Raw genomic sequence first — 24,977 nt, 5'->3', positions numbered from 1 at the left:
ACCGACGTCCGCATCAGAACGCCCCCTTGAGATGTTCGACGTGGGCCGCGCCGGCGGGTGGCAGCCGGACCGCCAGCACGTCGAAGCGCACCTCGTCGGCGCTGACCCCGGTCTCGGCCAGCCAGCGGGCGGCGAGCCCGCGCAGTCGGCGGGCCTTGGTCGGCACGACCGCCTCGGCCGGGGTGCCGTAGTCGTCGGTGCGTCTGGTCTTCACCTCGCAGAAGGCGAGCACCGGGCCGTCCCAGGCGATGATGTCGATCTCCCCGTCCGGGCAGCGCCAGTTGCGGGCGACCGGGCGCAGCCCGGCCCCGATCAGGTGCCGGACGGCGCACCGCTCGCCGTACGCGCCGACCGCCTGGTTCCGCTTCGTCATGCCGGTCAGGGTGGTCCGCCCGGTGCCCGTGCCGTGGCCTCCGGGGCGCTGTCTGTGGACGACGAGGCGACCTGTGGACGAGCGGACGATCATGGGTGCCACGTGGTATGGGCCACGTGCGGGCGGCTGGCCGGGACACCGAAACGCGTCCGCCGGGCGGTCCGGCCCCGGGAGGGACGAATGGCGCTGGTGGGATGGGTCGCATACGGTGCCGGACGTGGACGCACGACGGAGCTATCCCGAAGATCAGGAGCAACGCTGGTACCCCGCCGGGGCTGAGCGCGGCTACGGCGAGCCGGACTGGCGCAGCGCGGGCGAGTCCCACCTGCGCGACGACGAGTTCCCGGCCCCGGAGCAGCGCGGCGCGGAGGAGGACCGGTTCGCCGAGCAGGGCGGCGCGGGACGGTACGGCCAGACCGGGCGTTACGGCGCGGCCGACCCGCTCGGTGACCCCCGGGGCGAGTCCGAGGGATACCGCCCGACCCGCTCCCGGCGGGCGGACGACCCGGACGTCTCCGGTGAGCTGCCCGGCGACCGCCCCGGCCGGCGGGCCGCCCGGGAGAACCCCGACCCGCTCTCCACCACCGGCGCCGGCCCGCTGAGCGGCGTGGAGGCGGGGGACCGGCCGGATCCGGTGCGGTCGGCCCCGCTGGGCGGGTACCCGATCGTCGAGCCGGGCCGCCCCGCCGAGCCGCCCCATCCGCTGGAGATGCCGACCGGTCCGATGCCCTCGGTCACGCCCCGCCTGGACGGCCCGGTGGGCCCCGAGGCTGCGTACCGTCCGGGAGGCGTGCCCTCCGACGGCGTCTACCGGACCCGCCGGCCGGCGCTGGCGGTCCTCCTCGGCGCGTTGGTGGTGGTCTTCGAGCTCCCCGCGCTGCGGGTGCTGCTGCACGGCCTGACCCGCGAGCCGGTCTCCGCGTCCCACGTCGTTGTCGGCACGTTCCTGGTCACCGGGCTGCCGATCTTCGCCGCCGGCCTGTACGGGCTGCGCACCGGCGGCCTGGCGATGGCCGACGGCGCGCGGGGCTGGCTGCGCCCGCCGACCGCCTACCTGACCGTCGGGCTGGTGCTCTTCCTGGCCGCCGCGCTCGCCGCCCGCTGACCCGGCGGGGCGCCGTTGGAGACTCCACGGGCCGGGCCAGCGGGGGGCGAATCAGGCTCCGGTCCCGGTCCCGGTGGCGGACAGGTCGGTCGGCGTGTCGGGTCCGGATCAGCGACCGGATCATGGGCCCGGTGGTGCGCACCCGGCGAGCGACGGTCGGGTGGGTTCGCGCACCCGCCAGCCCGGCGGCGGGACAGGGGCGTACACTGGTCGACTGGCGACCGCCTCGCGCGGTCGACCTCGCGCGCCCTCTCCACTGATCTGTGGGGCGACGGCCTCCCTGGTCCCGATCCTGATCGGGCCCACCAGGGCCGGCGACCAGGCGCCAGGACGCCCGGCCACCGGCCGGGCGTGACAACCAGGGATCTTGAGGAGTACCCACCATGGCCGTCGTGACCATGCGTCAGCTGCTGGAAAGCGGTGTCCACTTCGGGCACCAGACCCGGCGCTGGAACCCGAAGATGAAGCGCTTCATCATGACGGAGCGCAACGGCATCTACATCATCGACCTGCGCCAGACCCTCGACTACATCGAGAAGGCGTACGACTTCGTGCGGGGGACCGTCGCCGAGGGTGGCAGCATCCTCTTCGTCGGCACCAAGAAGCAGGCCCAGGAGGCCATCGCCGAGCAGGCGACCCGGGTCGGCCAGCCGTACGTCAACCACCGCTGGCTCGGCGGCATGCTGACCAACTTCCAGACGGTGTACAAGCGCCTTCAGCGGATGAAGGAGCTGGAGGCCCTGGGTGACCTGAGCGGCACCGCCGCCGGTTACACCAAGAAGGAGACCCTGCAGCTCTCCCGCGAGAAGATCAAGCTGACCCGCACCCTGGGTGGTCTGCGGGACATGCAGAAGCTCCCGGCCGCGATCTGGGTGGTCGACACCAAGAAGGAGCACATCGCCGTCGACGAGGCCCGCAAGCTGGGCATCCCGGTGATCGCGGTGCTGGACACCAACTGCGACCCGGACGAGGTCGACTTCCCGATCCCGGGCAACGACGACGCGATCCGCTCGGCCGAACTGCTGACCAAGGTCGTCGCTGCCGCCGTCGCCGATGGCCTGATCGCCCGCTCCGGCCGTCGTCGGGGCACCGACGAGAAGCCCGAGCCGGGCCAGGTCGGCGCCGACGAGCCGCTGGCCGAGTGGGAGCGCGAGCTGCTCGAGGAGCCGAAGAAGGCCGACGAGCAGCAGCCGGCTGAGCAGCCGGCCGAGCAGCCGGCCGAGCAGCCGGCGACCGCCACCGCGGAGTGACCGCACCGTCGTTTCCCCACCGTCCGTTTTCCCGGACGGTGGGGAGCGGCGGGTACGCCGGGCACATCCGGCTCGGATCCGGGTAACCGGCACCCAGACCATCCCACCGCAGTTCCGACATCGAAGAGAGAGTCATGTCCAACTTCACCGCCGCGGACGTCAAGAAGCTCCGCGACCTCACCGGCGCCGGCATGATGGACTGCAAGAAGGCGCTGACCGAGGCCGAGGGCGACTTCGACAAGGCCGTCGAGATCCTGCGTGTCAAGGGCGCCAAGGACGTCGGCAAGCGGGCCGGCCGCACCGCCGCCAACGGCCTTATCGCCCACTCCGGCCAGGCGCTGCTGGAGCTCAACTGCGAGACCGACTTCGTCGCCAAGAACGACGCCTTCATCGAGCTGGCCCAGCGCCTGGTCGAGCACGGCGAGCGCAGCGGCGTCGGCACCGCCGAGGAGCTGCTCGCCTCCGAGCTGGACGGCAAGACCGTCGCCGACCTGATCCAGGAGCAGTCCGCCAAGATCGGCGAGAAGCTGGTGCTCAACCGCTTCGCCAAGCTCGACGGCACCACCGCCGTCTACCTGCACCGCAAGAGCCAGGACCTGCCGCCGGCGGTCGGCGTGCTCGTGCAGTACGCCGGCAAGACCGACGAGGCCGGTGACGCCGACGCCCGCGCGGTCGCCATGCAGATCGCCGCGATGCGGCCGAAGTACCTCACCCGGGACGAGGTGCCGGCCGAGGTCGTCGAGTCCGAGCGGCGCATCGCCGAGCAGACCGCCCGCGAGGAGAACAAGCCCGAGGCGGCGCTGCCGAAGATCGTCGAGGGCCGGGTCAACGCCTTCTACAAGGACTACGTCCTGGTCGAGCAGTCGTCGGTCGCCGACAACAAGAAGACCGTGAAGCAGGTGTTGGCCGACGCCGGCATCGAGGTGAACCGTTTCCTGCGGTTCGAGGTCGGTCAGGCCTGAGCCGCCGAATCGGGCGTGTGACGCGCCCGTGGGCAGGGAACGTCAACGAGGAGGCCGCTGGTGTACGTGACAGGCACCGCGGCCTCCTCGTCACATAGGGTCTGCGGTACGCGGCGCGCAGGACGTGCGCGCGGGGAAGGGCGGGGCGGATGACGCAGGTTGTGAGTGAGCGGAGCCTGGGAGCGGACGACCCGACGGCGCCGCCGCCCGGGCGGGCCCGCCGGGTGGTGCTGAAGCTTTCCGGTGAGGTCTTCGGCGGCGGGGCGATCGGCGTCGACCCGGACGTCGTACAGGCCATCGCCCGGCAGATCGCCACCGTGGTCCGCCGCGGCGTGCAGGTCTCGGTGGTGGTCGGCGGTGGCAACTTCTTCCGTGGCGCCGAGCTGCAGAAGCGCGGCATGGACCGGGCCCGGGCCGACTACATGGGCATGCTCGGCACCGTGATGAACTGCCTCGCCCTCCAGGACTTCCTGGAGAAGGAGGGCATCGAGACCCGCGTGCAGAGCGCGATCACGATGGCCCAGGTCGCCGAGCCGTACATCCCGCTGCGCGCCATCCGGCACCTGGAGAAGGGCCGAGTGGTGATCTTCGGCGCGGGCGCCGGGATGCCGTACTTCTCCACCGACACGGTCGCCGCGCAGCGCGCGCTGGAGATCCGCGCCGACGTGGTGCTGATGAGCAAGAACGGCGTGGACGGCGTCTACACCGCCGACCCTCGGATCGACCCCTCCGCCAGCAAGTTCGACTCGATCACCTTCTCCGAGGTGCTGCGCCGCAACCTGCGGGTGGCCGACGCCGCCGCGTTCAGCCTCTGTATGGAGAACGGCCTGCCGATGCTGGTCTTCGGCGCCCAGGGCGACGACACGATCATTCGCGCCGTCGGCGGCGACAAGATCGGTACCCTGATCACCGCCTGAACTCCCCCGGCCGACCGCTGCGGCGGTCCTCCGACAGACACCAGCAGAGCCCACCACGAGTAACAGAAGGAGGCGAGGAGACCGGTGATCGACGACACCCTCCTCGAGGCCGAGGAGAAGATGGAGCGTGCCATCGAGCACGCCAAGGAAGAGTTCGGCGCCATCCGCACCGGCCGCGCCAACGCCGCCATGTTCTCCAAGGTCGTCATCGACTACTACGGCACCCCCACCCCGCTGCCCCAGATGGCGTCCATCGGGGTTCCCGAGCCGCGCATGGTCATCATCAAGCCGTACGACAACTCGCAGATCAACGCCATGGAGAAGGCGATCCGCGACTCGGACCTCGGCGTCAACCCGAACAACGAGGGCAACCAGCTGCGCATCCTGCTCCCGCAGATGACCGAGGAGCGCCGCCGCGAGATGATCAAGGTGGCCCGGCACAAGGGTGAGGAGGCCAAGGTGGCCATCCGCAACATCCGTCGGAAGGGCAAGGAGGAGCTGGACCGCCTCGTCAAGGACGGCGAGGTCGGCGAGGACGACGGCCGCCGCGCGGAGAAGGAACTCGACGACCTGACCCAGCGGTACGTCGCCAGCGTCGACGACCTGGTCAAGCACAAGGAGACCGAGCTGCTCGAGGTCTGAGCGGCGCCGGCCCCCAGTCAGACGCGACCTGCCACGGCACCGGTGGGCCGCCGCCGGCACCGGCGGTGGCACACCGGTGCCGCGTCGTTGCAGACGGGCAGCGGCCCGGGTCGCGCCAACGACCGGCCAGCCGGCAACGACCGGCCATCCCGCCGGCAACGATCGGGCAGCCGGCAACGACCGGTCACCCCGCCGGTAACCGGCCAGCTCCGTCGGCCGGCGTCGGCGCGCCTGCGCCGGCCTGCGCCCGGCGGCCGGCCACCTCGGCTGGGCCGGGCCGAGCGCGGGGGCGCGTGCCGGAGCCCGGCGGTCCATCGTCCGCCGTGCCGGGGCGGCCCGTGCAGTAGGCTCGGCACGATTCCCGGGCCACCGCGCGGTGAACGGCGGGAATCGGCCGGCCGTCGGGCCGGTCAACCGGACGAACAGTCACGCGTGTAGGGGATGGTCTTGGTCTTGCGTCATGTGGTGGAACTCGTACCGTCTCCGCTCGGTGCGTGATGTCCCACCTCGACCCCTACGGCGGCACCGAGCCTCGCGGCTGGGACCGGCCGGAGCGTCCCCCGGCGCTGCCCTGGCCCGAGCGCGACGTCGAGCCGTGGACCCGGCAGGCCCGGCCCGACCTGTACGCCGGCCCGCAGGCCCGCCCCGGCCGGTACGACGAACCGGACGTCGACCCGGGTGACGACCGGTACGACCCCGGCTATGACCGGCGTCCGGGCCATCCGACCGGTGCCCGTGGCCCCGCTCGCCGGCTGCCCGACGACGACATGCCCACCTCGCAGCTTCCCCCGGTCCGGGACGACGACCTGCCCACCGCCCAGTTCGCCGTGGTGGGCGTCGACGAGGCGGCGACGGAGCCGCAGCGGCCGTCGGGGCGGCGACAGCGCGGCCGGCGCCGGGCCGGCGCGGACCGGCCGGCGACCCAGCAGCCCGCGCCGAGCCGGGCCGGCCGGAACCTCCCGGCCGCCATCGCGGTCGGCGTCGGGCTCGGCGCCGCCATCCTGGTGCCGCTCTTCTTCTACCCTCCGGCGTTCCTCGCCGTGGTGGCCGCCGCGATCGGCGTGGGCAGCTGGGAGATGGCCCGGGCGGTACGCCGCAGCGGCGCGCACCCGCCGCTGGTGCCGCTGATCGCCGGCGGGGTGCTGATGATCGGGCTGGCCTGGTACGCCGGGCCGGACGCGCTCAGCCTGGGTCTGCTGGTCACCGTGCTCGGCACGATGATCTGGCGACTCGGCGACGGCCCGGCGGGCTTCCAGCGGGACCTCACGGCGGCCACCCTGATCGCGGTCTACGTGCCGTTCCTCGGCGGTTTCGCGGCGCTGCTCGCGGCGACCCCCGACGACGGGCACCTGCGGGTGCTGGCGACCCTGGTCGCCGTGGTGCTCTCCGACACCGGCGGGTACGCCGCCGGGGTGTCCTTCGGCAAGCACCCGATGGCGCCCTCGATCAGCCCGAAGAAGTCCTGGGAGGGCTTCGCCGGGTCGGTCTGCGCGGCGGCGGTCGGCAGTGCCGTGCTGATCTGGCTGTTCTTCGACGTGCCGCCCTGGTGGGGTGCGCTGTTCGGGGTCGCGGTCTCCGGCGCGGCGGTCCTTGGCGATCTCGCCGAGTCCATGATCAAGCGTGACCTGGGCGTGAAGGACATGAGCAACCTGCTGCCCGGGCACGGCGGCCTGATGGACCGGCTCGACTCGATCCTCTTCGCCGTCCCCACCGCGTACCTGCTGTTGGCGGTCCTCGTGCCGGTGGCGGGTTGAGGCGTGAATCACGCCCGGCAGACCGCGTCGGCCGCCCGGCGAGGGTCGATTCGGCACCTCCGGACGGGTGTGTTCCGCGGCCGGCGTGACAGACTGGACCGGCCATGACGAGCCTGCCTGTGATCCCCGTAGACCCCGACGCTCCCGGGCGCCGGCCCGCGATGCCGCCCCGCCACCTCGCCGACCTGGACCTGCCGGGCCGGCAGGCGCTGGTGACCGAGTTGGGCGAGCCGGCCTTCCGCGCCAGGCAGGTCTCCAACCACTACTTCGGCCGGCTGGTGCGCGACCCGGAGTTGATGACCGACCTGCCGGCGGCCACCCGGGAACGGCTGGCCGGTGCGCTGCTGCCCAAGCTGCTCAACCCGGTCCGCGAGCTGGCCTGCGACGACGGCGCCACCCGCAAGGCGCTGTGGCGGCTGCACGACGGCTCGCTGGTGGAGAGCGTGCTGATGGGTTACCCGGACCGGGTGACCGTCTGCATCTCCAGCCAGGCCGGCTGCGGCATGGCGTGCCCGTTCTGCGCCACCGGCCAGGCCGGGCTGACCCGTAACCTCTCCACCGCCGAGATCGTCGACCAGGCGGTCTACCTCGCCGGCGTCGCGGCCTCCGGCGCGGTGGCGGGGTCGCCGCCGCGGCTGTCGCACGTCGTATTCATGGGCATGGGCGAGCCGCTGGCGAACTACTCCCGGGTGGTCGCGGCGATCCGTCGGCTGGTCGCGCCGGCCCCCGAGGGGCTCGGGCTGTCGCAGCGGCACGTCACCGTGTCCACGGTCGGCCTGGTTCCGGCCATCCGCCGACTGGCCGGCGAAGACCTCTCAGTGACTCTTGCGCTGTCGCTGCACGCGCCCGATGATGATCTGCGCGACGAACTCGTGCCGGTCAACCAGCGCTGGAAGGTAGCCGAGGTGCTGGACGCAGCGTGGGACTACGTGGCCCGGACGGGGCGGCGCGTGTCGATCGAGTACGCGATGATCAAGGACGTGAACGACCAGCCGTGGCGGGCGGACCTGCTCGGGCGGTTGCTGGCCGGCAGGTTGGCCCACGTGAACCTCATCCCACTCAACCCGACACCCGGCAGTCGCTGGGACGCGAGCTCGAAGCCGGTCGAGCGGGAGTTCGTCCGGCGTCTCCGCGAGGCCGGGGTGTCCACGACGGTGCGGGACACCCGGGGGCGCGAGATCGACGGCGCGTGCGGGCAGTTGGCTGCCGCCGAGGACAGGGACACCGACGCGCCGCGCGGGCGTGACCGGGCGTAGCGAACGAGACCAGGAGACATAGTGGCGAGTCAGGGTCAGCGTTTCCGGCGTAAGGCGCTTCGCCGGGGATACAAGGTTGACGAGGTGGACGCCTTCCTGGACCGGGTCGAGGCGACGCTCGCCGGCCAGCCGATTGGCGCGCCCGTGGCCTCCCAGGAGGTCCACGACGTCGTCTTCCGGGTCCGCTTCAACGGCTACGACGAGTGGCAGGTCGACCTGCACCTTGACCGGGTCGAGCGGCAGCTGGCCGAGCTGGAGGAGCGCAGCGGCCGCGGCGCCGACCCGCGGGGCGCCGACCGCCTCGGCCCGCCGATGCGCGACGATCACCGGGGCCTGTCGCCGGTGCCGCAGCCGATGCCGCCGCGCCCCATGCCGACCCAGGCCGGCCCGGGGGACCGCTACGGCAACCGGTACGACGAGCCCACCGGCGCCTTCGCCGGCGGGTACGACGCTCCCCGGGGCGGGTACGACGCTCCGCGCGGCCCGGCCGGGCCCGGCCCGGGCGGCCCGATGGGTCCGGGTGCCCCGATGGGGCATGGCGGCCCGCCGCAGCGCGGTCTGCCCGCCGGTCCGGGCGGCTACGGTGCGCCGGAGGAGCCGCGGTTCGACGGTTTCGAGGCGGGCCGGCACGGCCGCGCCGACATGACCGCCGAGATGCGGATGTCGGAGCGCGACATGCGCGACATGCGCGGACGTGGCCCGGCCGGCCCGCCGATGCAGCAGCCGGCGCTGGGTGGCCCGCCGATGGCCGGCCCGCCGATGCAGCAGCCGGCGCTGGGTGGCCCGCCGATGGCTGGCCCGCCGCCGATGGCCGGCCCGCCGGTGGGCGGCCCCCCTATGGTGGGCCCGCCGATGGCCGGTCCGCCCGGCAGCGACCTCTACCGGGTCGACCAGATCCGGCGCAGCTTCCAGGTGCGGCGTTTCGGCAGCGGGTACGACCCGGACCAGGTGGACCGCTTCTTCGAGGCCCTGCTCGGCGGCATGCAGGGCCGCAACCCGATGCCGGTGAACCCGAAGGACCTGGACACCCTGCGCTTCGGGCTGGTCCCGGGCGGCTACTTCGAGGCCGAGGTCGACGCCGCGCTCAAGGACGTGCAGGACATCCTCTTCGGCCGCTGACCGCCGCGCGACGAGAACCGACCGCGACGAAGGGCCTGCCGCGACGAGAACCGACCGCGACGAAGGGCCCGCCCCCGGCCGGGGGCGGGCCCTTACGCGTGTCTGGTCCGGCGCGTCGGTCGGGTCAGGACCGCAGGCCGTTGCGGCGCAGCACGACGTCGCCGACGACGATTGCCAGCAGCAACAGGGCCAGGCCGATCAGCCAGATGTCCTCGACCCTGCCCTCGTGGTTGCCGCACAACATCGCCAGCAGCGCCAACGCGGAGAGCACCGCGCCGATCCGTCCGGCTTTGCGGTGCCCGGGCTTGTGCTGATCTGGCGCGGTTACCGGCTCGCTTCCTGCCACTGTCGGTCCTTCCCTCGCGATCGGATCTCCGGTTAGTCTGGCACGCCCCGTGCTGGGCCCGGCGCAGGGTCCGGCCTGATGGGGGTACGCGGACGGGGACACCGCCGGGCGGCCCGGGCCGATGGACCCCACCGCGGGTGGGGCGGAAGGCTCTACCGGCGTCGCGGGTCGTCGACCACACTGCCTCCGGTAGCGTTCTGACGTACACCTTGATTGTCGTTTTGAGGGGGACTGCGGTGCGAGTGACCGGTACGGGACATGCCAGCATGCGGATCGACACGGCCGCGGGCAGCATCCTGTGCGACCCGTGGGTCAATCCCGCCTACTTCGCCTCGTGGTTCCCCTTCCCCGACAACTCCCAGCTCGACTGGGCGGCCCTGGGCCAGGTCGACTACCTGTACGTGTCGCACCTGCACCGCGACCACTTCGACGCGAAGCACCTGCGTGACTTCGTCTCGAAGGACGCCACCGTCCTGCTCCCCGAGTTCCCCACCTCGGAGATGGAGGACGAGCTGCGGGCGCTGGGCTTCACGAAGTTCCTCAAGGCCCCGAACGAGCAGGTCGTGGAGCTCGACGGCGGGCTCAAGGTCATGATCCAGGCGCTGACCAGCCCGACCGACGGCCCGATCGGCGACTCCTCGCTCTGGGTGGAGTACGACGGGGTGCGGCTGCTCAACCAGAACGACGCCCGGCCGACCGACCTGAGCGTCTTCGCCGAGCTGGGTCACGTGCACGCGCACCTGCTGCAGTTCTCCGGCGCGATCTGGTACCCGATGGTCTACGAGCTGCCGCAGGCGGCGAAGACCGCGTTCGGCAAGCAGAAGCGGGACCGGCAGTTCGACCGCACCTGGCGCTACATCGACGACGTGAAGGCCGACCACGTCTTCCCGATCGCCGGCCCGCCATGCTTCCTCGACGACGCCCTGTGGCAGTTCAACGACATCCACGGCGACGAGGGCAACATCTTCCCCGACCAGTCGGTCTTCCTCGCCGAGTACGCCAAGGTCGGCGGCACCAACGGCATCGTGCTGCTGCCGGGCAGCGTCGCCGAGGTGACCACGGAGGGCGCGACCACCACCCACCCGGTCCCGGTGGAGGAGTTCTTCGCGAACAAGGTGGCGCACCTGGCGGAGATGCGGGAGCGCAAGCGCCCGATCATCGAGGCGGAGAAGGCGTCCTGGCGGCACCCCGAGGTCGACGTGCTCGGCGAGATGAAGCGCCGGATCGAGCCGCTGCTGGACGAGTCGATCTACCTGGCCAAGGGGGTCGGCGGCCCGGTCCGCTTCGACCTGGTGGGCTACGACGGTGACAGCGTCGAGTCGATCGTGGTGGACTTCCCGGGCAAGGAGGTCCGCCCGTACGCCGACGAGAAGGTTCGCTACCGTTTCCGCACCGACCGGGCGCTGATCGAGCACCTGCTGCACATCGGCGAGGTGGACTGGGTCAACTCCCTCTTCCTCTCCTGCCGCTTCTCGGCGGCCCGGATCGGCCAGTACAACGAGTTCGTCTACGCCTTCTTCAAGTGCCTGTCGGAGGAGCGCCTCCAGTACGCCGAGGGCTGGTACGACGAGCACGAGCGCACCACCGACGCCGAGGACATCACCCTCGGCGACTGGGTGGTGCAGCGGCGCTGCCCGCACCTGAAGGCGGACCTGACCCGGTTCGGCATCGTCGAGGGCGACCAGCTCACCTGCCAGCTGCACGGCTGGAAGTTCGACCTGGCCAGCGGCCGCTGCCTGACCAGCGTCGGCCACAAGGTCCGCGCCCACCGGGTGGACGCCGAAACCCCCGTCCCCGCCGCCGAGCCGCTCACCTAACCCCACCCCCCACACCGCTCCCACGCTCTGCACTTTCAGAGAAAGAGTGGCTATCGGCCGACGAATAGCCACCCTTTCTCTGAAAGAGGCGGGCGCGAAGGGGGGTGGTGGGGCGCGGTCAGCGGTTGAGGTCGGCGAGGATGCGGCGGGCGGCGTTGTGGCCCGCGGCGCCGATGACGCTGCCGGCCGGGTGGCAGCCGGCGCTGCCCGCGTAGACGCCGTCGACGCCGGTGGCGTACGGCATGCGGTCGGTGAACGAGACGGTGTTGTCGACGTGGTGGATGTGACCGCCGGTGATGCCGAAGTGGGCCTCGATGCCGGGCGGGGGCAGCGGCACCGCGTCGGCGATCAGGTCGGCGGTGCCGGGGGCGTACCGCTCGCAGATGTCGACCAGCCGGGAGACGTAGCCGGGCAGGGCCTCGTCCCAGGTGGTGCCGGCCAGCTCGTACGGCACGGACTGGACGAAGAGCGCCGACGAGTGGTGGCCGGCGTCGTCGGAGAGCGACGGGTCGACGGTGGTGTGCAGGTACCACTCGATGGTCGGCTCCTCGGGCAGCCGCCCGGCCTGCACGTCCGCCCACATCGCGCGCAGCGCGGCCATCGGCGCCTCACCGCCCCCGCCGACCAGCGAGGCCGAGCCGGGCAGCAGGTGGATGGTGGAGCCGAACGGGCTCGGCGCGCCCTCGGGCAGGCAGGAGAAGCGGGGCAGCCCGGTCAGCGCCAGGTTGAGCTTGAGCGTGGTGCCGGGGCGGCGGACGGCCGCCATCCGCGCGCCGAGCGGCGCCGGCAGCGCGCCGTCGGGCAGCAGGTCCATCAGGCGGTACGGGTCGCAGGCGCCGAGCACCACGGGGGCGGCGACGTGCCGGCCGTCGGCGAGCCTCACCCCGCTGGCCGCGCCGCCCTCCAGGGTCACCCCCGTCACCGGCGTACCCGTGACGATCGTGGCCCCGGCGGCGCGGGCGGCCTCGGCGAAGGTCCGCGAGACGGTGCCCATGCCGCCCCGGGCGATCATCCAGGTGCCGCCCGCGCCGGGCAACCGGCACATGTTGTGCACCAGGAAGTTGTGCCCCGTGCCGGGGTCGTCCGGGCCGGCGTTGAGGCCGGACAGGCCGTCGGTGACCGCGTACATGCTGACCAGCAGCTCGGAGCGGAACTCGAAGCGGGCCAGGTGGTCGGCGACCGAGCCGCGCACCAGGTCGACGAAGACCTGCCGCAGGGCCGGGCGGACGTACCGCTCGGCGGTCTCCTCCACCGGCAGCGGCTCGGCCAGCCAGGCCGGTGCCAGGTCCTCGCGCAGCTGGGCCAGTTCGGCCTGCATCGCGTCGTCGGCGGCCACGTCGGCGGGGGAGAAGAACTCCGTGAGCTGCCGGCGGGTCGTCGCCGTGTCGCTGCCGAAGAGCAGGTACGGCGAGCCGAGCCCGCCCGGCGTGGGCAGGAAGTAGTGCGGGTCGCGGCGCAGCACCGGGATCCGCACGTCGAGCGTGGCGAGCAGTTCCGGCGGCATCAACCCGAGCAGGTACGACCCGGTGGAGTGGCGCAGTCCGGGCACCTTCGGGAACGGGTTCTCGGTGCGGGTGGCCCCACCGATCACCTCCGCCGCCTCCAGCACCAGCACGTCCAGCCCGGCGCGGGCCAGCAGGACGGCCGACACCAGCCCGTTGTGCCCGGATCCGACGATCACGACGTCGGCGCGGGCCGGCAGCTCATTCGCTTCGCTCATGCCCGGGCAGCCTAGTGCGGCGGGGCCCGCAGCGGGAGGGCTTCAGGCGCGGCTGGCGCGCCAGCGGCTCAGGGCCAGGGTGGCGGAGTAGCCGGCCAGCACGATCACGTGGAACAGGTAGAGCCAGAGCAGCACCGCGACGCAGGCGCCGATCTCGTCGAAGCCGCCGAAGGGCGCCCCCAGGTCGAGCGGGAGCGAGGCGAACAGGACGAAGCCGTGCAGGAAGCCGGAGAGGTTCGCCGCGGTGAACGAGCCGAGGGCGAGGGTGGACAGCCAGTCCGGGGAGTCGGGCCCGACCACCCGGAACACCCACATCAGCACCGGCGTGAGCACCAGCCACACCGCCAGGAACGACAGCACCACGCCGAGCGCGCCGATCCAGCCGCCCTGGCGGACCAGGCGGGTGGTGGTGGGCAGGGCGATCAGGATCGACAGCAGCAGCGCCGGGGCCGGGGCGAGCAGCGGCAGCAGCAGCAGGCGGCCCCGCCAGCCGACCAGAGACTCCTCGGTGTGCGAGGCGGCCACCGAGACGAACGCGCGGCGTAGCCCCTCACCGTAGAGCGACGCCGGCAGCAGGGAGGCCAGCGCGAGCAGCGGGGTCAACTCCACCCCGGCCGCGACCAGCGCGTCCACCGCCCGGGGCGCGCCGATCGCGTTCGGCAGCGTCTCCACCGCGTACGAGGTGAGCCGGCGGACCCGGTCCCCGCCCACCAGCAGCGAGGTCAACCAGATCGCCAGCAGTGCCACCGGAACCACGGCGATCCCGCCGTAGAAGGTGATCGCGGCGGCGTGCAGCGAGAGGTCCCGGCCGCGTACCGGCCGGAACGCGGCGCTGGTGATCCGCTTTGTGCGCTGCCATGCGTCGCCCATCGCGACCTCCTTCCCGCTCGCGGGCCCGGGCACGCATTACGATCCGGCGGCATGACGGTGCTCACCACGGAACGTTTGGTGTTGCGGGGCTGGACCGACGCCCGGGCGGATCTGGATCGGATCTTCGACATCTACTCGCGTACCGAGATCACCCGCTGGCTGCCGCGGACGGCGTGACGGAGACCGATGACATCGAGGTGGGCTGGCACCTGCACCCGGACTCCTGGGGGCACGGGTACGCCACCGAGGCGGCCCGCGCGGCGCTGGCCCGCGAGTTTGCCGCCGGTGCCCGGGAGGTGTACGCGGTGGTCTCGCCCGGCAACGACCCGTCGATGGCGGTCGCCCGTCGGCTCGGCATGACCCACCTGGGCCGCCGCACCGGCTGGTACGGCGGCGAGGTGCTGGAGACCTTCGTCCGCCGCGCCGACGCCTGACGCCAGCGGGGTAGCGACGGTGCCGCGCGGACCGTATCGGCCCTCGCCGTGATGATCCGTTTCGACACCCAGCCGGACCGGCAGCGGCTCGCCGCCGCCCTGGGTCGCCGCGGCGGTGGTCGCGGCGCTGCCGTCCCCGCTGGTCCTGCGGGCCCTGGTCCGCGCTGGAAGCCGGTACCAGGTGTTCCCGGTGCCGATCGACGGCCTGGATCCGGGGCAGCGGGCCGAGCTGTACGCCTTCCTGCGCGGCCGGGGGCTGCTCACCGTGGAGCCGACCGTGGAGGGCCCCTCGGTCGCGCCGGCCGGGCCCGGTGGCCCTGATCGGGCTGACCACGGAGGGTAGCGACCGCCGGCCCGGACATGCCCGTGAGTGCGATGACTGTGAGGCATAAAGATGCCTCTCAGGTATATCGCTCACCAGGCATACGTCGTCCTTCGTGCGACACGCACCGCGGGGGCAGCGGAGGCGGACCGGCTCCCGCCGTGATCATCAAGTTCGACGCCGTCTGCGACCGGGACCGGCTCGCCGTCGCGCTGCGGCCGGCCATGCAGCCCGTGCTCGTGCGTGTTCGGTTGCGGTTCCCCGGGAGTGCGGCCTTCTTCGTACGACTGGTGCGGGAGCGTCGACCGCCGGAACTGAGCGCGACCTGAGTGCCGGCCGGCTCTGCCGTCCAGGTGACAACGGGGCCTGAGCAGTCACCTGCTCAGGCCCCGTGGCTGTATGCGGGGAACGAGGGCTCAGCCGAAGGACTTGACCGCTCTCCAGTCGTCTCCCAGGACGATCTTCGCCGGAGCCCACATGCTGGTGGTGGACGGGTGGTAGATACGGATCTGCCCGTCCGACCCGAACCGAGCCCAGAGGTCGGGTACCCGGTTCACCGCGATCCGCGAGCGTTCGGTAGGCATCGAGGAGCGGCAGTGCTTCACGCACGACGCACTCGGCCAGCTGACGACGGCGTGGACGGCGAAGGACCAGGATTCCTGCGGTATCGGCCCGGTCGGCACGGACGACACCCGCAACGTGGCGGCCGGACGTGACGGTTCCGGCTACTGGCAGGAGTACGAGTACGACCTGCTCGGCAACCGTACGAAGCTGGTGGAGAAGGACCTCACCGGTAACACCGCCAAGGACGCCGCCACCACCAGCTACACCTACGGCGAGGCCGACGGCAGCCAGCCCCGCACGCTGACCAAGGTCAGCAAAAACTACGTCACCCCGGCCGGCACGGCGGTCACCGCCGAGGCGGAGCGGCTCTACGAGCTGACCGGTGAGACGAAGTCGGTACGTCCACACGTACTATGTAATCGCCGGCAACACCCCGGTCCTCGTCCACAACTGCGGCGAGGCGGCCGATGATTTGCTTGACTTTGCGGATGATGCTCTGAACATGGCTCCAGAAGTGCGCCCGAACGTTGCGACTAAGATTACCTCCGCAGGCGGAGCGCAAGTCCGGTTCGCCTATGCGACGGATACGCGGACAGGAGTTATGCCTCCGCAAACCGCGCGAGCTGTGGCCAATTCAAGTCATCATGGCGGGTGTGGGGAAGTTGGATGCGCTATTCAGTTCGAGGAAGCGGGCATTCCTTTTGACGGATCGACATTTCAGTCGGTCAGGATTGGTGGAGGCGGCAGGGGGAACGCCTACCCGCTTGAGGACCATGGCAGCCTGATTGGCCCGTGTCCAGCCTGCCAGCGGTTCTTGCCCCTCGTAGGCGGAAGAGGGTAGGCAATGTCTCTTCCGCCAGAGCTGCGGGCAGCGCTACAGAACTTGCGCAAGATCCGTTCCGAAAGGCCGGTTGGCGATTACGATCCAGAATCCTGTGCTGTCTGGCGAGACCGGATTGCGGATGCCCTGGAATCGCTGTCAAATGTTCTGTTGTATGACGAAGATCGTCGCAAAGCCGTTGCCGAATCGATAGCAGCGCGCGATGAGGCGGCGAATATTCGCGCCGAAATGAATAAGCCAACCTGACTTGTAGGTGATTTATTGTGAGTCGTCATTTCAGGCTCATCGAGCGCAAGCCGGGGCGATTACGTATGGTAGCGAACGGCTATCGCGGGATGCCGCCGTGTGCTCGGGTTGCCGTCACGGTTGCCGTCACAGGCTTGCGCAACATGTGCATGTATCGATGACCCGGCCCGGCGGCAGGATCGTTGCCGGCGGGACTTCCGTTGGCGCGCCGCGTAGCGGTGCGGCGTCGATCGCCGGCGACGCCTCGTTGGCTGCCTGGTTCGGCGATCGTTGCGGCCTCGGCCTGGTGGATCGGCCCCCGCTTCTGGTCGCTGGTTCGTGTTGATGGGCGTGCGCGTGGGGCCGTAGGCCGTAGCGCGTGCGCGCGGCCCGGCGCAAGCCGGGCCGCCTTGATACCTGTAGAGCCAGTTTTGAGCCAGCCGGATCTTGGCGTGCCGGTTGAGCTATGCGATGGCGGAGATGTCCCCGTCGTCGAAGTAGATCGCTTGGTGGAGGCGCCCGCCGAGGGCGGCGGCGTATCGGGCGAGCACGTCCTGCCCGGAGATCTTGCCTTGCTCGATCTGTGATACGCGGCCCTTGGTGACGCCCATGCGGTCGGCAACCTGCTGCTGGGTCAGCCCCCGGGTGCGGCGCACCTCGGCAAGGCGGTGTCCAACGACGGTGGTGAGTAGTTCCTGCTTGCCGGCTTCGACGGCCTGCTCACCCCCGGCGCGCTCGACGTGGGCGGGGCGGATGTCCTTCCAGCGGACGTAGCTGCTCATGGCTGGCGGCCCTCCTCCTCGGCGCGTTCTTTCAGGTAGATCTCGTAGCGTTGCTCCGCCAAGGGGACGGCTTCGCGGTACCAGTCGTTCCACCGCCCGGTTTTGTCTCCGGCGACCAGCAGGATGCTGGAGCGCCACGGGTCGAAGACGAACAAGATCCGTACGGTGCCGGGGCGTAGCTCTTTGAGGTTGGCGATGGTCGAGCCATGGATCGTGTCGACCAACGGCCGGCCAAGCCCAGGTCCGGCCTCGGCGAGGGTGTCGATGGCTTGCACGACGCGGGCGTGCGCGGTCGGGTCGAGGGCGTCGAGCCAGTCGCGTACCTCGTTGACGAGGTAAATCTCCCACTCTTCGCCGCGCACTCGCTGAGTATAGCGGACGGTAAACCCGGGCGGCCTGGCCGAGAGGCGGATGCCGCACCGAAGGTTGGCGACCTGTCGACATCTTGGGGGCGCTGGTCCCCGCTTGTCTGCCCAGGTTGCCGTCAGCGTCGCCGTCAACATCGAGGAACGTGGAAACGATGCGCTTCTGCCCGAACAGGAAGACCAGGTGAGGCGCATGACTACGTAGCGTTACCCGGGAGAGATCCCACACGTGCTATGTGATCGCCGGGGAAACCCCCGTGCCCGTGGCGAACAGGACCGCGCGGCCCGATGTGTTGAGCGCGAGGACGGCCGACCGCTCCGGGTCCAGCCCCGACTGCAGGCCGCGGCGGTACCTGGTCACGACGAACAGGGCGTAGTCGACCCCAACGCCAAGGCCGATCAGCGCACCGAGAACCGGCGCGAGGCCGGTCACGGACATCAGGTGGCTGAGCGGCGCCATGAGCATCAGGCCGCTGCCCACGCCTGCCACCGCGGTCACGATCGGCAGCGCCATCGCGACCAGCGACCCGAACGCGACGAGCAAGATGACCGCAGCCGCGACGATGCCGATCAACGACGCGATCGACGTCGGCGCCGTCTCGGTGTTCGAGATGGCCCAGCCGCCAAGCTCAACCGCAAGGCCCGGCTCCCGGGCAGCCGTCGCCACCGCGATCACCTGGTTGATGTCGGCCTTGTCCAGGTCGTCTGCCGCCTTGGTGAAGTTCACCGTGGCGTACGCGGTGCGCCCGTCCGGGATTATCTGGATCTCGCCGCCTGGCAGGTATGGGCTGGCGACCGAGGCCACCTCGGGCAGGTGCGACACCCGCGCGAGCATCGCCGACATCCGCTGCTCGATGGCGGAATCTTCGACGCTGCCGTGGCTCACCTGCCAGACGATCCGGTCGGAGTCGCCCGCGTGGGCCGGCGCCGATCGCAGCAGCAGTTCCTGGGCGCTGCCGGAACCGGTGCCCGGCAGTGTGAGCGAGTTGTCATACGACGTCTTCACCGCCTGCGACATCACCGCCAAGCCGATGACCAGACCTATCCATGCAGTGATCACCATGAAGCGGTGTCGGTAGCACCAGCGCGCAAGAGCTGGCAGAATCGTCCATTCCTTTCGATTCGGCTCTCATCGTCTGGGTCGCAGTCGCCCCAGTCGCCGGCCAGCCGCAGCGATTGCGCAAGGCGTTACCGCGCCATCGGCTGCGCTTCCGGCTTCGCCTACTGCGTTGGCAGCAGATCGGTCGTGGATGGTGAGGGCGGCTGCTTACCGTCCCGGTATCTGGGCGGGGTGAACTGTCCGCCTACCCAGGAGTCTCACGTCTGCGCTGGCAGGCATTGCGGCTTGCCGGACATGGCGAAATAGATGCGCTGCGCCGCGTCGCTACTGGGCTCCGAGCACGGAACTGGTGAAGCTGAGCAGAAGCGCGGCGGTCCGCGGCGGATCCTCGATCATGGGTGTGTGTCCAGCACCCGGCACCAACTCGACTCTCGTGCCCGCGACGGCGCGGTATTGGTCGGCGGATGAGGATGGAAACCTCTGGTCCTGCTCGCCGAAGATCACCAGCAGTGGCTTGCCGAATCCCGTGAGCCGATCCGGGAGCGGACGCTGGTTCAGATAGTCGTCGGACGCGTTCGATGTCGCGGTGAGCGCGTGGTAGGTCAAGCGGCGCGTATCGTCGACAAGCTCCTGCGGGATGTTCTTGAAACCTGGCGCGAACCCGGAGCTCATACCCCGGCGGACGATCCCGTCGGTCCGAATTCGCCACAGTAGTTGCCCCAGCACGGGGGTGAAGACGAGATTGCCGACGGCCCCGGAGGAGACGAATGCGTCCAAGCTGGGTCCGGTGTCGATGAGTGCTATCGCGGTCACCAGGTCGCCTCGTTGCTCGGCGAGGACGGTGGCGACGTAGCCGCCTGTGGAATGGCCGACGACGATGGCGTGCTTGACGCCGAGCTGGTCCAGTGCCTGGCCGACCCGGTGTCCTTGCTGTTCCATCGCGTAGACGTCGCCGGCCGGTTTGGCGGACCGGCCGTGCCCGAGCAGGTCGATCCGGATGACGCGATAGGAGGTGGCCAACATCGGCACCACCGGATCCCACGAGCGGAGTGAGCTGCCGGTCCCGTGGATCAGTACGAGGGCCGGGGCGTCGTGGGGGCCATCCTGGCTCACGTAGATGTTCCCACCGTCGACGGGCAGGGTCGAGTTCCCGGCGGCGTCGGCCTCCTGCCTATCCACAATCACCGTGTTTCCCAGGAGCAGCCCGACGACGGCGAGGAGGACTGCCGAGGCAACGATGCGGCGCCGTCGGCGCTTAGCCGTAGGTCTCGGGTGCGTTCGGGCAAGAGATCGCATGATCCAGCATTCCTTTCGGTTCGGCTCCCCATCGTCCGGGTCTCAACCGGCCGGGGTCGTCGGCCAGCCGCAGCGATTGCCCAGGACGTACCGCGCCATCCGGTGCGGCTTGCAGGCCTCGCCTACTGCGTTCGCAGTAGATCGGTTATGGGCGGCGAGGGCGGTTGCTTACAGTCCTGGTATGTGGGCGAATGTGTGGAGCAGGCTGATGGCCAGGCAGCAGCTGCTGCTGTTCTCGGCGATCATGTCGATGGTGCTGTTCGCGGTGGTGACGATCCCCGCCGATGTCCGGCATGCGCTGAATTCTCACCAGCCGCTGATCTGGGCGGTGTCCGTCGTGGTCTACGCGGTCTTGGTGGCGTGCCGGCGGTTCCCGATCGGCATCGTGGCGGTCGCCGTCATCGGGTCAGTTGTGCTGATGGCGGACGGTATGGCCTACCCGCTGACCTTGCCAGCGGTCTTCTACGCGCTGTACTCGATTGCGCTGGGTTCCGGTCAGGTGCGGACGCTCGCGGTCGGCGTCGCCGTCAAGGTGGTCCTGGTCTCCGCCTCGCTCATCACCCATCCCGGCATCACGGGCTTCGTCGTGCTGCTGTGGGCGGCGCTGGCGGTGACCACCGGCTTCGCCGCCCGTAGCCACCATGCCTACGTCGCCGAAGCCGACGAGCGCGCCAGGCGCGCCGAGCAGGCCAGGGAGGACGAGGCGAAGCGCCGCGTTGCCGAGGAACGGCTGCGGATCGCCCGGGAACTGCACGACGCCGTCGGGCATCATGTCGCCCTGATCAACGTGCAGGCCGGCGCGCTGGCCTGCCTGCTCGATGACGAGGACCGGTCGCAAGCCAGGGAGTCGGTCGCGCACATCCAGCGGGCCAGCGAGGAAGCCCTCGAGGACCTGCGGCTGACCGTCGGGCTGCTACGCGAGCCCGGCCTGGAGCCGGCGGAGCCGGCGGAGCCGGTGCCGGGACTTGACCAACTCGAGGAGCTGATCTGCTCATTCGCCGGCGCGGGCCTGCGGGTCACCCGCGAGGTGACCGGCCAGGCCAGGCCGTTGCCCGAGGCGGTGGAGCTGACCGCCTACCGGGTCATACAAGAGTCGCTGACCAACACCCGCAAGCACGCGGACTGCGATACTGCGATGGTGCGGCTCGGGTACGCGCCAGGGGCGCTCACGCTGACGGTCGAGGACGAGGGAAAGGCGGTCACCCAGGGCGGCCGGCGCATGCCCGAAGGGCACGGCATCGTGGGCATGCGAGAGCGGGTGGCTGCCCTGGGCGGACGGCTGTCGGCAGGGCCGGGGCCCGAGGCAGGCTACCGCGTCATCGTCGAGCTTCCGCTGCGAGCGGCCGGGATCGAGGGCTCGTGACTGGGGCCGCGCCCGCCTCGCCGGCGTCCGCCGCCACGGCGCCGACCCGAGTGGTCCTCGCCGACGACCAGGAACTTATCCGCGCGGGCCTGCGGCTGGTGATCGACCGTGCGCCAGGGCTGACAGTAGTGGGCGAGGCGGCCACCGGCCACGACGCGGTCCGGGTCGCCCGCGAGGCACGTGCCGACGTCGTCTTGATGGACATCCGGATGCCGGACCTTGACGGGCTGGCCGCTACCCGGCGGATCGCCGCTGACGACAGCCTCGCCCGGGTACGGGTGCTGATCCTGACGACGTTCGAGATCGACGAGTACGTCTTCGAGGCGCTGCGGTCGGGGGCCAGCGGGTTCCTTGGCAAGGGCGCGCGCCCGGACGCCCTGATCGACGCGATCCGCACGGTCGCCCGCGGCGACGCGCTGCTTTCGCCGTCCGCCACCCGGGGCCTCATCACCAGGTACCTCACGCTGCACGACAGCGAACCGGCCCACCCCTCGCCGCTGCTTGCCACCCTCACCGACCGCGAGCGCGAGGTGGTAGCCCTGGCCGCCGACGGGATGTCCAACACGGACATCGCCCACCAGCTCACGCTCAGCCCGCTCACCGTCAAGACCCACGCCAACCACGCCATGACCAAGCTCGGGGCGCGCGACCGCGCGCAACTCGTCGTGCTCGCCTACCAGACCGGCCTGGCCCGCGCCCCACGCCCCCGGCCGTGAACTACCGCGTCGCCGCGAGGCCGACCCCGAGCACCGTGCCAGGGTACCGCGGCGGGGGAAGCGCGGCACCGCCGATAATCAACAGCAATATCCCGAGCGATTCCCGCCGTCGCGGTTGTTGCCGTCATCGCAGTCCGACCGCCCGTTGTCGCGGCGGTGTGCATGCCCACCTACACCGCTGGGCTGCCCAGGACACAGACCGTGGACGCCACCACCTTCGACTACGACCCAGCCGGACGCCTCACCTCCACAATCCTGCCGACCACCAACGGATACACCGAAACCCGCAGCTACGACCGCGCCGGGCGTCTCGCATCGGTGGCCAGCGTCCACCCCACCAACGGCGCCCTCGCCCACTAATGCGTCTACGAGGCCGGCGGTCCGCAGACGATTATGTGTCTCAAGGCCGGATGGGCAGGGTGGTGACTCGGGCTTCGTCACCGGCGGCGCGTCCAGCCGATGAACCGGGTGAAGTAATCGGCCGGGTCGACGTCGCCGGCCCGGACACGCAGCGCGTCGGCGATCGCGTCGTGCATGAGCAGGCACAGGTAGACGGCCAGCGCCGGACGGTCGTGGGCGTACTCCTGCCGGAGGCGCAGCTTGGCGGGTGGGCAGGGCCAGGCGGCGGCGCACGCCCGGCAGCGCCAGCTGGGCCGGGCGGCGACGTGCCGGTCGAGTTCGGCGGGAGACACCGACGCGCTGGTCACCGTCGGCCGCCGCGCGTCGGTGAGCGGAGCGCGGCCACCCGGACCAGCGCCGTGCGGGGCTGGCTACCACGGGCCTCGCTCCCGTCGGGCCGAATCTCCACGCCAGTCAGCTCGATCCATTCCAGCCCCGGGTGGTCGACGCCGGCCGGCGCCTCGGTGATCCGCAGCCGCAGCGGCCCGGTGCCGTAGCAGTAGTCGGCCTCGCCGATCGGGACCACCTGGCCGACCGACACGAGGGAGGCGCGCTCCGGCCGCGTCACCGGCGACCTGCGTCCGCCCGGTACGCCTGTCCCCGGGTGATCAGACCCGCCGCGCCGACCCAGTGCACGGCCGTGGGGCCGTTCCACAGGCGGTTACGCGGCGTGGGCAGCGCCGGCCGCGCCGGTGGTGGTGCCTCCTCCGGTACGACCGTGTGCCGGTCGGGGCAGGGCCACCGCAGCCCGCAGGTGCAGTACCGGCCCCAGCGGGACCAGTCGCGGCGGTGCCGGGGTGCCAGCGGCACAGGTCTGATCGGTTTGCCCATTTGCTGATTCCTTCCTCGCGCCTGTTCACACTCTGCTGTGGACACGACTACGGTCGGAAGGTGGCGCAGGGCCTCAGCGCCGGTTGTGCCGGCTGGCCGGAAGCGCGTGGCGGGCGTGTGGCGCTCGGTGAGCGGCGTGTGGTGGAGGTGTGATGGGCGACAGCCCGATGTCGACGCTGGAGTTCCTCGGTGCGGAGCTGCGGCGGGCGCGCAAGGAGCGCGGGCTGAGCCAGGAGGAGCTGGCCCAGCGGATCAGCTACTCGTCCTCGCTGGTGGGGATGGTGGAGATCGGCCACCGCACGCCGTCCCAGGACTTCATCGCCCGGGTCGACGCGACGCTGGAGGCCGGTGGCCTCTTCGAGCGGCTACTTACCCTGGTCAGGGCCGACGCCGCGCCACCGTGGCTGCGCGAGTGGATCAGCGTGGAGCGGGAGGCGACGCTGATCCGCTGGTTCGAACCGTCCCTCATCCCCGGCCTGTTGCAGACCGAAGGCTACGCCCGCGCGGTGCTCGAATGGGGTGGGTTGCTTCGGGTGCCAGAGATCGAGCAACGGCTCACGTCGCGACTGGACCGGCAAGCGGTGCTGACGGCAGAGAATGCGCCCCAGTTCATCGCATTGGTGGACGAGGTCGTCCTGCGCCGGCGAGTCGGAGAGCCAGCCCTCATGATCGAGCAGTTCGAGCACCTGTTGAGGGTCACCGAGTTGCCGCACGTCCACCTGCATATTGTGCCGACAGGAACAGGGGCCCATGCAGGTTTGGCCGGCCCGTTCATCCTCGCGAGGACTCCAGAAGGGTCGGAGGTTGCGCACCTTGACAACCAGCTCCGGGCACACGTGACGGACAACCCGGAAGACGTTGATACCCTTCAGCGCAAGTGGGAGGCCGTGCGTGGCGAGGCGCTGCCCCGCCGGGCCTCCCAGGAACTGATTCGGGAGCTGACGAAGTCATGGACCTGACCGGCGCGGTGTGGCGCAAGTCGACCCGTAGCGGTAACGGTGGCTCCACCTGTGTCGAAGTGGCGACCAATCTGCCCGCGGTGGTGGGGGTTCGGGACAGCAAGGATCTGCATGGTCCGGTGCTTACGTTCGCGCCAGCCGCCTGGGCCGTCTTTGCTCACGCCGCCGCCACCGGCAGCTTCAACGCTCACAAGGCGTAGGCACCAGCCTCAGCGGGCTGGGTGGACAACTCCGAGGCAGGGTGAGGTATGGACGTGCTTGGTGCGATCTGGCGCAAGTCCACCCGCAGCGACAACGGTGGCTCCACCTGTGTCGAGGTGGCGACCAACCTGCCGTACGTGGTGGGGGTGCGCGACAGCAAGGACCGGCAAGGACCTGTTCTCACCTTCGCGACCGAGGCGTGGGCTGCCTTCGCCCACGCCGCTGCCCACGACAATCTCACCATCCAATCCTGACCAACAGGTTCCATGCCCGCCGGGTTGCCCTTCTTCCTCCGCGTCGACCTCCGGAACCGGGTCCCCATCATCGCCCTGTTCGCGCTGATCGAGGGCGAGTACCGGCCGGTGTCCGCCGCCGGGGCGGGCACTCCGTTCGTCATGCGGGAGCCATTCGACCTCACCATCGATCCGGCAGTCCTGCTAGGCGAGGAGGCGCCCCCGGAGCATGCCGACGGGGAGGGCTGAGGCTCC

Annotated in this window: 32 protein-coding genes and 2 pseudogenes; 22 read left to right on the top strand and 12 right to left on the bottom strand. The window is 70.9% G+C overall.

Annotation, left to right across the window (positions count from 1 at the left end; all coding sequences use genetic code 11):
• Positions 1-13 precede the first annotated feature (13 nt).
• Positions 14-373 (bottom strand): YraN family protein, encoded by a 360-nt coding sequence (locus ABZ807_RS08850; protein ID WP_357154512.1) that lies wholly within the window; start codon positions 371-373, stop codon positions 14-16.
• Between the two features lie 180 nt (positions 374-553).
• Between ABZ807_RS08850 and ABZ807_RS08845 the strand changes: the two are divergent.
• The 8 genes and pseudogenes from ABZ807_RS08845 to ABZ807_RS08810 all read left to right on the top strand — a co-directional run bounded on the left by ABZ807_RS08845 (position 554) and on the right by ABZ807_RS08810 (position 9,378).
• Positions 554-1,478 (top strand): annotated as a pseudogene (locus ABZ807_RS08845) (hypothetical protein).
• A gap of 383 nt (positions 1,479-1,861) precedes the next feature.
• Complete coding sequence (gene rpsB / locus ABZ807_RS08840; RefSeq protein ID WP_357154510.1) at positions 1,862-2,728, top strand: 30S ribosomal protein S2; 867 nt, start codon at positions 1,862-1,864, stop codon at positions 2,726-2,728.
• A 134-nt stretch (positions 2,729-2,862) separates the two neighbouring features.
• Positions 2,863-3,690 (top strand): translation elongation factor Ts, encoded by an 828-nt coding sequence (gene tsf, locus ABZ807_RS08835; protein ID WP_357154508.1) that lies wholly within the window; start codon positions 2,863-2,865, stop codon positions 3,688-3,690.
• A gap of 149 nt (positions 3,691-3,839) precedes the next feature.
• Positions 3,840-4,607, top strand: coding sequence for a UMP kinase (gene pyrH / locus ABZ807_RS08830; protein WP_357154506.1), 768 nt, complete (start codon positions 3,840-3,842; stop codon positions 4,605-4,607).
• 84 nt (positions 4,608-4,691) lie between these two features.
• Positions 4,692-5,249: a ribosome recycling factor gene (gene frr, locus ABZ807_RS08825; RefSeq protein ID WP_357154504.1), complete on the top strand. Its 558-nt coding sequence runs from the start codon at positions 4,692-4,694 to the stop codon at positions 5,247-5,249.
• A gap of 497 nt (positions 5,250-5,746) precedes the next feature.
• Complete coding sequence (locus ABZ807_RS08820; protein WP_357154502.1) at positions 5,747-7,003, top strand: phosphatidate cytidylyltransferase; 1,257 nt, start codon at positions 5,747-5,749, stop codon at positions 7,001-7,003.
• A 104-nt stretch (positions 7,004-7,107) separates the two neighbouring features.
• Positions 7,108-8,259 (top strand): 23S rRNA (adenine(2503)-C(2))-methyltransferase RlmN, encoded by a 1,152-nt coding sequence (gene rlmN, locus ABZ807_RS08815; RefSeq protein WP_357154500.1) that lies wholly within the window; start codon positions 7,108-7,110, stop codon positions 8,257-8,259.
• Between the two features lie 21 nt (positions 8,260-8,280).
• Complete coding sequence (locus ABZ807_RS08810) at positions 8,281-9,378, top strand: DivIVA domain-containing protein (RefSeq protein ID WP_357154498.1); 1,098 nt, start codon at positions 8,281-8,283, stop codon at positions 9,376-9,378.
• A gap of 124 nt (positions 9,379-9,502) precedes the next feature.
• Here the strand turns inward: ABZ807_RS08810 and ABZ807_RS08805 are convergent, their stop codons facing one another.
• Positions 9,503-9,724, bottom strand: a complete 222-nt coding sequence (locus ABZ807_RS08805) for a DUF2631 domain-containing protein (protein WP_357154497.1) — start codon at positions 9,722-9,724, stop codon at positions 9,503-9,505.
• A 236-nt stretch (positions 9,725-9,960) separates the two neighbouring features.
• Here ABZ807_RS08805 and ABZ807_RS08800 point away from each other — a divergent pair, with 236 nt between their 5' ends.
• A complete protein-coding gene (locus ABZ807_RS08800; protein WP_357154496.1) occupies positions 9,961-11,541 on the top strand; it encodes a Rieske 2Fe-2S domain-containing protein in 1,581 nt (526 codons plus the stop codon).
• A 118-nt stretch (positions 11,542-11,659) separates the two neighbouring features.
• Here ABZ807_RS08800 and ABZ807_RS08795 read toward each other — a convergent pair whose 3' ends face one another.
• Both ABZ807_RS08795 and ABZ807_RS08790 read right to left on the bottom strand, forming a co-directional pair.
• On the bottom strand, positions 11,660-13,261 hold the full coding sequence (locus tag ABZ807_RS08795; protein ID WP_357154494.1) for an NAD(P)/FAD-dependent oxidoreductase: 1,602 nt from the start codon (positions 13,259-13,261) through the stop codon (positions 11,660-11,662).
• 42 nt (positions 13,262-13,303) lie between these two features.
• Positions 13,304-14,131, bottom strand: coding sequence for a YhjD/YihY/BrkB family envelope integrity protein (locus ABZ807_RS08790; RefSeq protein WP_357154492.1), 828 nt, complete (start codon positions 14,129-14,131; stop codon positions 13,304-13,306).
• Between the two features lie 51 nt (positions 14,132-14,182).
• On the opposite strand from ABZ807_RS08790, the gene ABZ807_RS08785 reads away from it, so the two are divergent.
• The 4 genes from ABZ807_RS08785 to ABZ807_RS08770 all read left to right on the top strand — a co-directional run bounded on the left by ABZ807_RS08785 (position 14,183) and on the right by ABZ807_RS08770 (position 15,216).
• Positions 14,183-14,308 (top strand): hypothetical protein, encoded by a 126-nt coding sequence (locus ABZ807_RS08785; RefSeq protein WP_357154490.1) that lies wholly within the window; start codon positions 14,183-14,185, stop codon positions 14,306-14,308.
• Positions 14,305-14,565 carry a GNAT family N-acetyltransferase gene (locus ABZ807_RS08780; RefSeq protein ID WP_357154487.1) on the top strand — a complete coding sequence of 87 codons (261 nt, stop codon included), beginning with the start codon at positions 14,305-14,307 and terminating at the stop codon, positions 14,563-14,565. Before ABZ807_RS08785 ends, ABZ807_RS08780 begins: the two co-directional genes overlap by 4 nt.
• Positions 14,566-14,680: 115 nt before the next feature.
• Positions 14,681-14,908, top strand: a complete 228-nt coding sequence (locus tag ABZ807_RS08775; RefSeq protein ID WP_357154484.1) for a hypothetical protein — start codon at positions 14,681-14,683, stop codon at positions 14,906-14,908.
• Between the two features lie 140 nt (positions 14,909-15,048).
• The gene (locus ABZ807_RS08770) at positions 15,049-15,216 is read left to right on the top strand and encodes a hypothetical protein (protein WP_357154482.1); all 168 of its coding nucleotides are present in this window, start codon (positions 15,049-15,051) and stop codon (positions 15,214-15,216) included.
• 87 nt (positions 15,217-15,303) lie between these two features.
• On the opposite strand, the gene ABZ807_RS08765 is transcribed toward ABZ807_RS08770, so the two are convergent.
• Entirely contained in the window at positions 15,304-15,471 is a 168-nt protein-coding gene (locus ABZ807_RS08765) for a hypothetical protein (protein ID WP_357154479.1), read from the bottom strand.
• Between ABZ807_RS08765 and ABZ807_RS08760 the strand changes: the two are divergent.
• Both ABZ807_RS08760 and ABZ807_RS08755 read left to right on the top strand, forming a co-directional pair.
• Positions 15,443-15,850 (top strand): annotated as a pseudogene (locus tag ABZ807_RS08760) (hypothetical protein); the annotation flags it as partial. The gene ABZ807_RS08765 and the pseudogene ABZ807_RS08760 sit on opposite strands and share 29 nt — an antisense overlap.
• Before the next feature lie 484 nt (positions 15,851-16,334).
• Positions 16,335-16,538, top strand: coding sequence for a hypothetical protein (locus ABZ807_RS08755; protein WP_357154476.1), 204 nt, complete (start codon positions 16,335-16,337; stop codon positions 16,536-16,538).
• A gap of 443 nt (positions 16,539-16,981) precedes the next feature.
• On the opposite strand, the gene ABZ807_RS08750 is transcribed toward ABZ807_RS08755, so the two are convergent.
• The 4 genes from ABZ807_RS08750 to ABZ807_RS08735 all read right to left on the bottom strand — a co-directional run bounded on the left by ABZ807_RS08750 (position 16,982) and on the right by ABZ807_RS08735 (position 20,020).
• On the bottom strand, positions 16,982-17,299 hold the full coding sequence (locus ABZ807_RS08750) for a helix-turn-helix transcriptional regulator (RefSeq protein ID WP_357154473.1): 318 nt from the start codon (positions 17,297-17,299) through the stop codon (positions 16,982-16,984).
• A complete protein-coding gene (locus tag ABZ807_RS08745) occupies positions 17,296-17,661 on the bottom strand; it encodes a type II toxin-antitoxin system RelE/ParE family toxin (protein WP_357154470.1) in 366 nt (121 codons plus the stop codon). The genes ABZ807_RS08750 and ABZ807_RS08745 overlap by 4 nt, the downstream gene beginning before the upstream one ends.
• Before the next feature lie 235 nt (positions 17,662-17,896).
• Entirely contained in the window at positions 17,897-18,727 is an 831-nt protein-coding gene (locus tag ABZ807_RS08740; RefSeq protein ID WP_357154467.1) for an MMPL family transporter, read from the bottom strand.
• A 321-nt stretch (positions 18,728-19,048) separates the two neighbouring features.
• Entirely contained in the window at positions 19,049-20,020 is a 972-nt protein-coding gene (locus ABZ807_RS08735; protein WP_357154465.1) for an alpha/beta hydrolase, read from the bottom strand.
• Positions 20,021-20,228: 208 nt separating this feature from the next.
• Here ABZ807_RS08735 and ABZ807_RS08730 point away from each other — a divergent pair, with 208 nt between their 5' ends.
• From ABZ807_RS08730 to ABZ807_RS08720, 3 genes are all read left to right on the top strand, one after another.
• Positions 20,229-21,383, top strand: a complete 1,155-nt coding sequence (locus tag ABZ807_RS08730; protein ID WP_357154462.1) for a sensor histidine kinase — start codon at positions 20,229-20,231, stop codon at positions 21,381-21,383.
• The gene (locus ABZ807_RS08725) at positions 21,380-22,099 is read left to right on the top strand and encodes a response regulator transcription factor (RefSeq protein ID WP_357154459.1); all 720 of its coding nucleotides are present in this window, start codon (positions 21,380-21,382) and stop codon (positions 22,097-22,099) included. Before ABZ807_RS08730 ends, ABZ807_RS08725 begins: the two co-directional genes overlap by 4 nt.
• A gap of 162 nt (positions 22,100-22,261) precedes the next feature.
• Positions 22,262-22,459: a hypothetical protein gene (locus ABZ807_RS08720; RefSeq protein WP_357154457.1), complete on the top strand. Its 198-nt coding sequence runs from the start codon at positions 22,262-22,264 to the stop codon at positions 22,457-22,459.
• A gap of 77 nt (positions 22,460-22,536) precedes the next feature.
• Here the strand turns inward: ABZ807_RS08720 and ABZ807_RS08715 are convergent, their stop codons facing one another.
• Genes ABZ807_RS08715 through ABZ807_RS08705 form a run of 3 tightly spaced genes read right to left on the bottom strand, consistent with a single transcriptional unit; the run spans position 22,537 to position 23,329 of the window.
• Positions 22,537-22,806: a hypothetical protein gene (locus ABZ807_RS08715; protein ID WP_357154454.1), complete on the bottom strand. Its 270-nt coding sequence runs from the start codon at positions 22,804-22,806 to the stop codon at positions 22,537-22,539.
• The gene (locus ABZ807_RS08710) at positions 22,803-23,066 is read right to left on the bottom strand and encodes a hypothetical protein (RefSeq protein WP_357154451.1); all 264 of its coding nucleotides are present in this window, start codon (positions 23,064-23,066) and stop codon (positions 22,803-22,805) included. The genes ABZ807_RS08715 and ABZ807_RS08710 overlap by 4 nt, the downstream gene beginning before the upstream one ends.
• Positions 23,063-23,329 carry a hypothetical protein gene (locus tag ABZ807_RS08705; protein WP_357154449.1) on the bottom strand — a complete coding sequence of 89 codons (267 nt, stop codon included), beginning with the start codon at positions 23,327-23,329 and terminating at the stop codon, positions 23,063-23,065. Before ABZ807_RS08705 ends, ABZ807_RS08710 begins: the two co-directional genes overlap by 4 nt.
• A 152-nt stretch (positions 23,330-23,481) precedes the next feature.
• Between ABZ807_RS08705 and ABZ807_RS08700 the strand changes: the two genes are divergently transcribed.
• Genes ABZ807_RS08700 through ABZ807_RS08685 form a run of 4 tightly spaced genes read left to right on the top strand, consistent with a single transcriptional unit; the run spans position 23,482 to position 24,971 of the window.
• Positions 23,482-24,288: a helix-turn-helix transcriptional regulator gene (locus tag ABZ807_RS08700; RefSeq protein WP_357154446.1), complete on the top strand. Its 807-nt coding sequence runs from the start codon at positions 23,482-23,484 to the stop codon at positions 24,286-24,288.
• On the top strand, positions 24,279-24,488 hold the full coding sequence (locus ABZ807_RS08695) for a DUF397 domain-containing protein (protein WP_357154443.1): 210 nt from the start codon (positions 24,279-24,281) through the stop codon (positions 24,486-24,488). Before ABZ807_RS08700 ends, ABZ807_RS08695 begins: the two co-directional genes overlap by 10 nt.
• Positions 24,489-24,536: 48 nt before the next feature.
• Entirely contained in the window at positions 24,537-24,743 is a 207-nt protein-coding gene (locus ABZ807_RS08690; RefSeq protein ID WP_357154441.1) for a DUF397 domain-containing protein, read from the top strand.
• Positions 24,744-24,755: 12 nt separating this feature from the next.
• Positions 24,756-24,971, top strand: coding sequence for a hypothetical protein (locus ABZ807_RS08685; RefSeq protein ID WP_357154439.1), 216 nt, complete (start codon positions 24,756-24,758; stop codon positions 24,969-24,971).
• The last annotated feature ends 6 nt before the right edge of the window (positions 24,972-24,977 follow it).

Origin of the sequence: Micromonospora sp. NPDC047548, from assembly GCF_040642975.1 — a bacterium.
In the GTDB taxonomy this organism is placed as follows: domain Bacteria; phylum Actinomycetota; class Actinomycetes; order Mycobacteriales; family Micromonosporaceae; genus Micromonospora.
Note: the sequence above shows the minus strand (reverse complement) of the source record. Positions and strands in the feature narration are given on the sequence as shown.

Excerpts from the sequence above, each read along its gene's own strand:
- ABZ807_RS08750 (WP_357154473.1), bottom strand. The coding sequence starts at position 17,299 with ATGAGCAGCTACGTCCGCTGGAAGGACATCCGCCCCGCCCACGTCGAG.
- ABZ807_RS08790 (WP_357154492.1), bottom strand. The coding sequence starts at position 14,131 with ATGGGCGACGCATGGCAGCGCACAAAGCGGATCACCAGCGCCGCGTTC.
- ABZ807_RS08685 (WP_357154439.1), top strand. The coding sequence starts at position 24,756 with ATGCCCGCCGGGTTGCCCTTCTTCCTCCGCGTCGACCTCCGGAACCGG.
- ABZ807_RS08785 (WP_357154490.1), top strand. The coding sequence starts at position 14,183 with ATGACGGTGCTCACCACGGAACGTTTGGTGTTGCGGGGCTGGACCGAC.
- ABZ807_RS08705 (WP_357154449.1), bottom strand. The coding sequence starts at position 23,329 with ATGGGCAAACCGATCAGACCTGTGCCGCTGGCACCCCGGCACCGCCGC.
- ABZ807_RS08765 (WP_357154479.1), bottom strand. The coding sequence starts at position 15,471 with ATGCCTACCGAACGCTCGCGGATCGCGGTGAACCGGGTACCCGACCTC.
- ABZ807_RS08740 (WP_357154467.1), bottom strand. The coding sequence starts at position 18,727 with ATGGTGATCACTGCATGGATAGGTCTGGTCATCGGCTTGGCGGTGATG.
- ABZ807_RS08795 (WP_357154494.1), bottom strand. The coding sequence starts at position 13,261 with ATGAGCGAAGCGAATGAGCTGCCGGCCCGCGCCGACGTCGTGATCGTC.
- ABZ807_RS08820 (WP_357154502.1), top strand. The coding sequence starts at position 5,747 with ATGTCCCACCTCGACCCCTACGGCGGCACCGAGCCTCGCGGCTGGGAC.
- ABZ807_RS08695 (WP_357154443.1), top strand. The coding sequence starts at position 24,279 with ATGGACCTGACCGGCGCGGTGTGGCGCAAGTCGACCCGTAGCGGTAAC.
- ABZ807_RS08735 (WP_357154465.1), bottom strand. The coding sequence starts at position 20,020 with ATGCGATCTCTTGCCCGAACGCACCCGAGACCTACGGCTAAGCGCCGA.
- ABZ807_RS08850 (WP_357154512.1), bottom strand. The coding sequence starts at position 373 with ATGACGAAGCGGAACCAGGCGGTCGGCGCGTACGGCGAGCGGTGCGCC.
- rlmN (WP_357154500.1), top strand. The coding sequence starts at position 7,108 with ATGACGAGCCTGCCTGTGATCCCCGTAGACCCCGACGCTCCCGGGCGC.
- tsf (WP_357154508.1), top strand. The coding sequence starts at position 2,863 with ATGTCCAACTTCACCGCCGCGGACGTCAAGAAGCTCCGCGACCTCACC.
- rpsB (WP_357154510.1), top strand. The coding sequence starts at position 1,862 with ATGGCCGTCGTGACCATGCGTCAGCTGCTGGAAAGCGGTGTCCACTTC.
- ABZ807_RS08720 (WP_357154457.1), top strand. The coding sequence starts at position 22,262 with ATGCCCACCTACACCGCTGGGCTGCCCAGGACACAGACCGTGGACGCC.
- ABZ807_RS08690 (WP_357154441.1), top strand. The coding sequence starts at position 24,537 with ATGGACGTGCTTGGTGCGATCTGGCGCAAGTCCACCCGCAGCGACAAC.
- ABZ807_RS08700 (WP_357154446.1), top strand. The coding sequence starts at position 23,482 with ATGGGCGACAGCCCGATGTCGACGCTGGAGTTCCTCGGTGCGGAGCTG.
- pyrH (WP_357154506.1), top strand. The coding sequence starts at position 3,840 with ATGACGCAGGTTGTGAGTGAGCGGAGCCTGGGAGCGGACGACCCGACG.
- ABZ807_RS08730 (WP_357154462.1), top strand. The coding sequence starts at position 20,229 with ATGGCCAGGCAGCAGCTGCTGCTGTTCTCGGCGATCATGTCGATGGTG.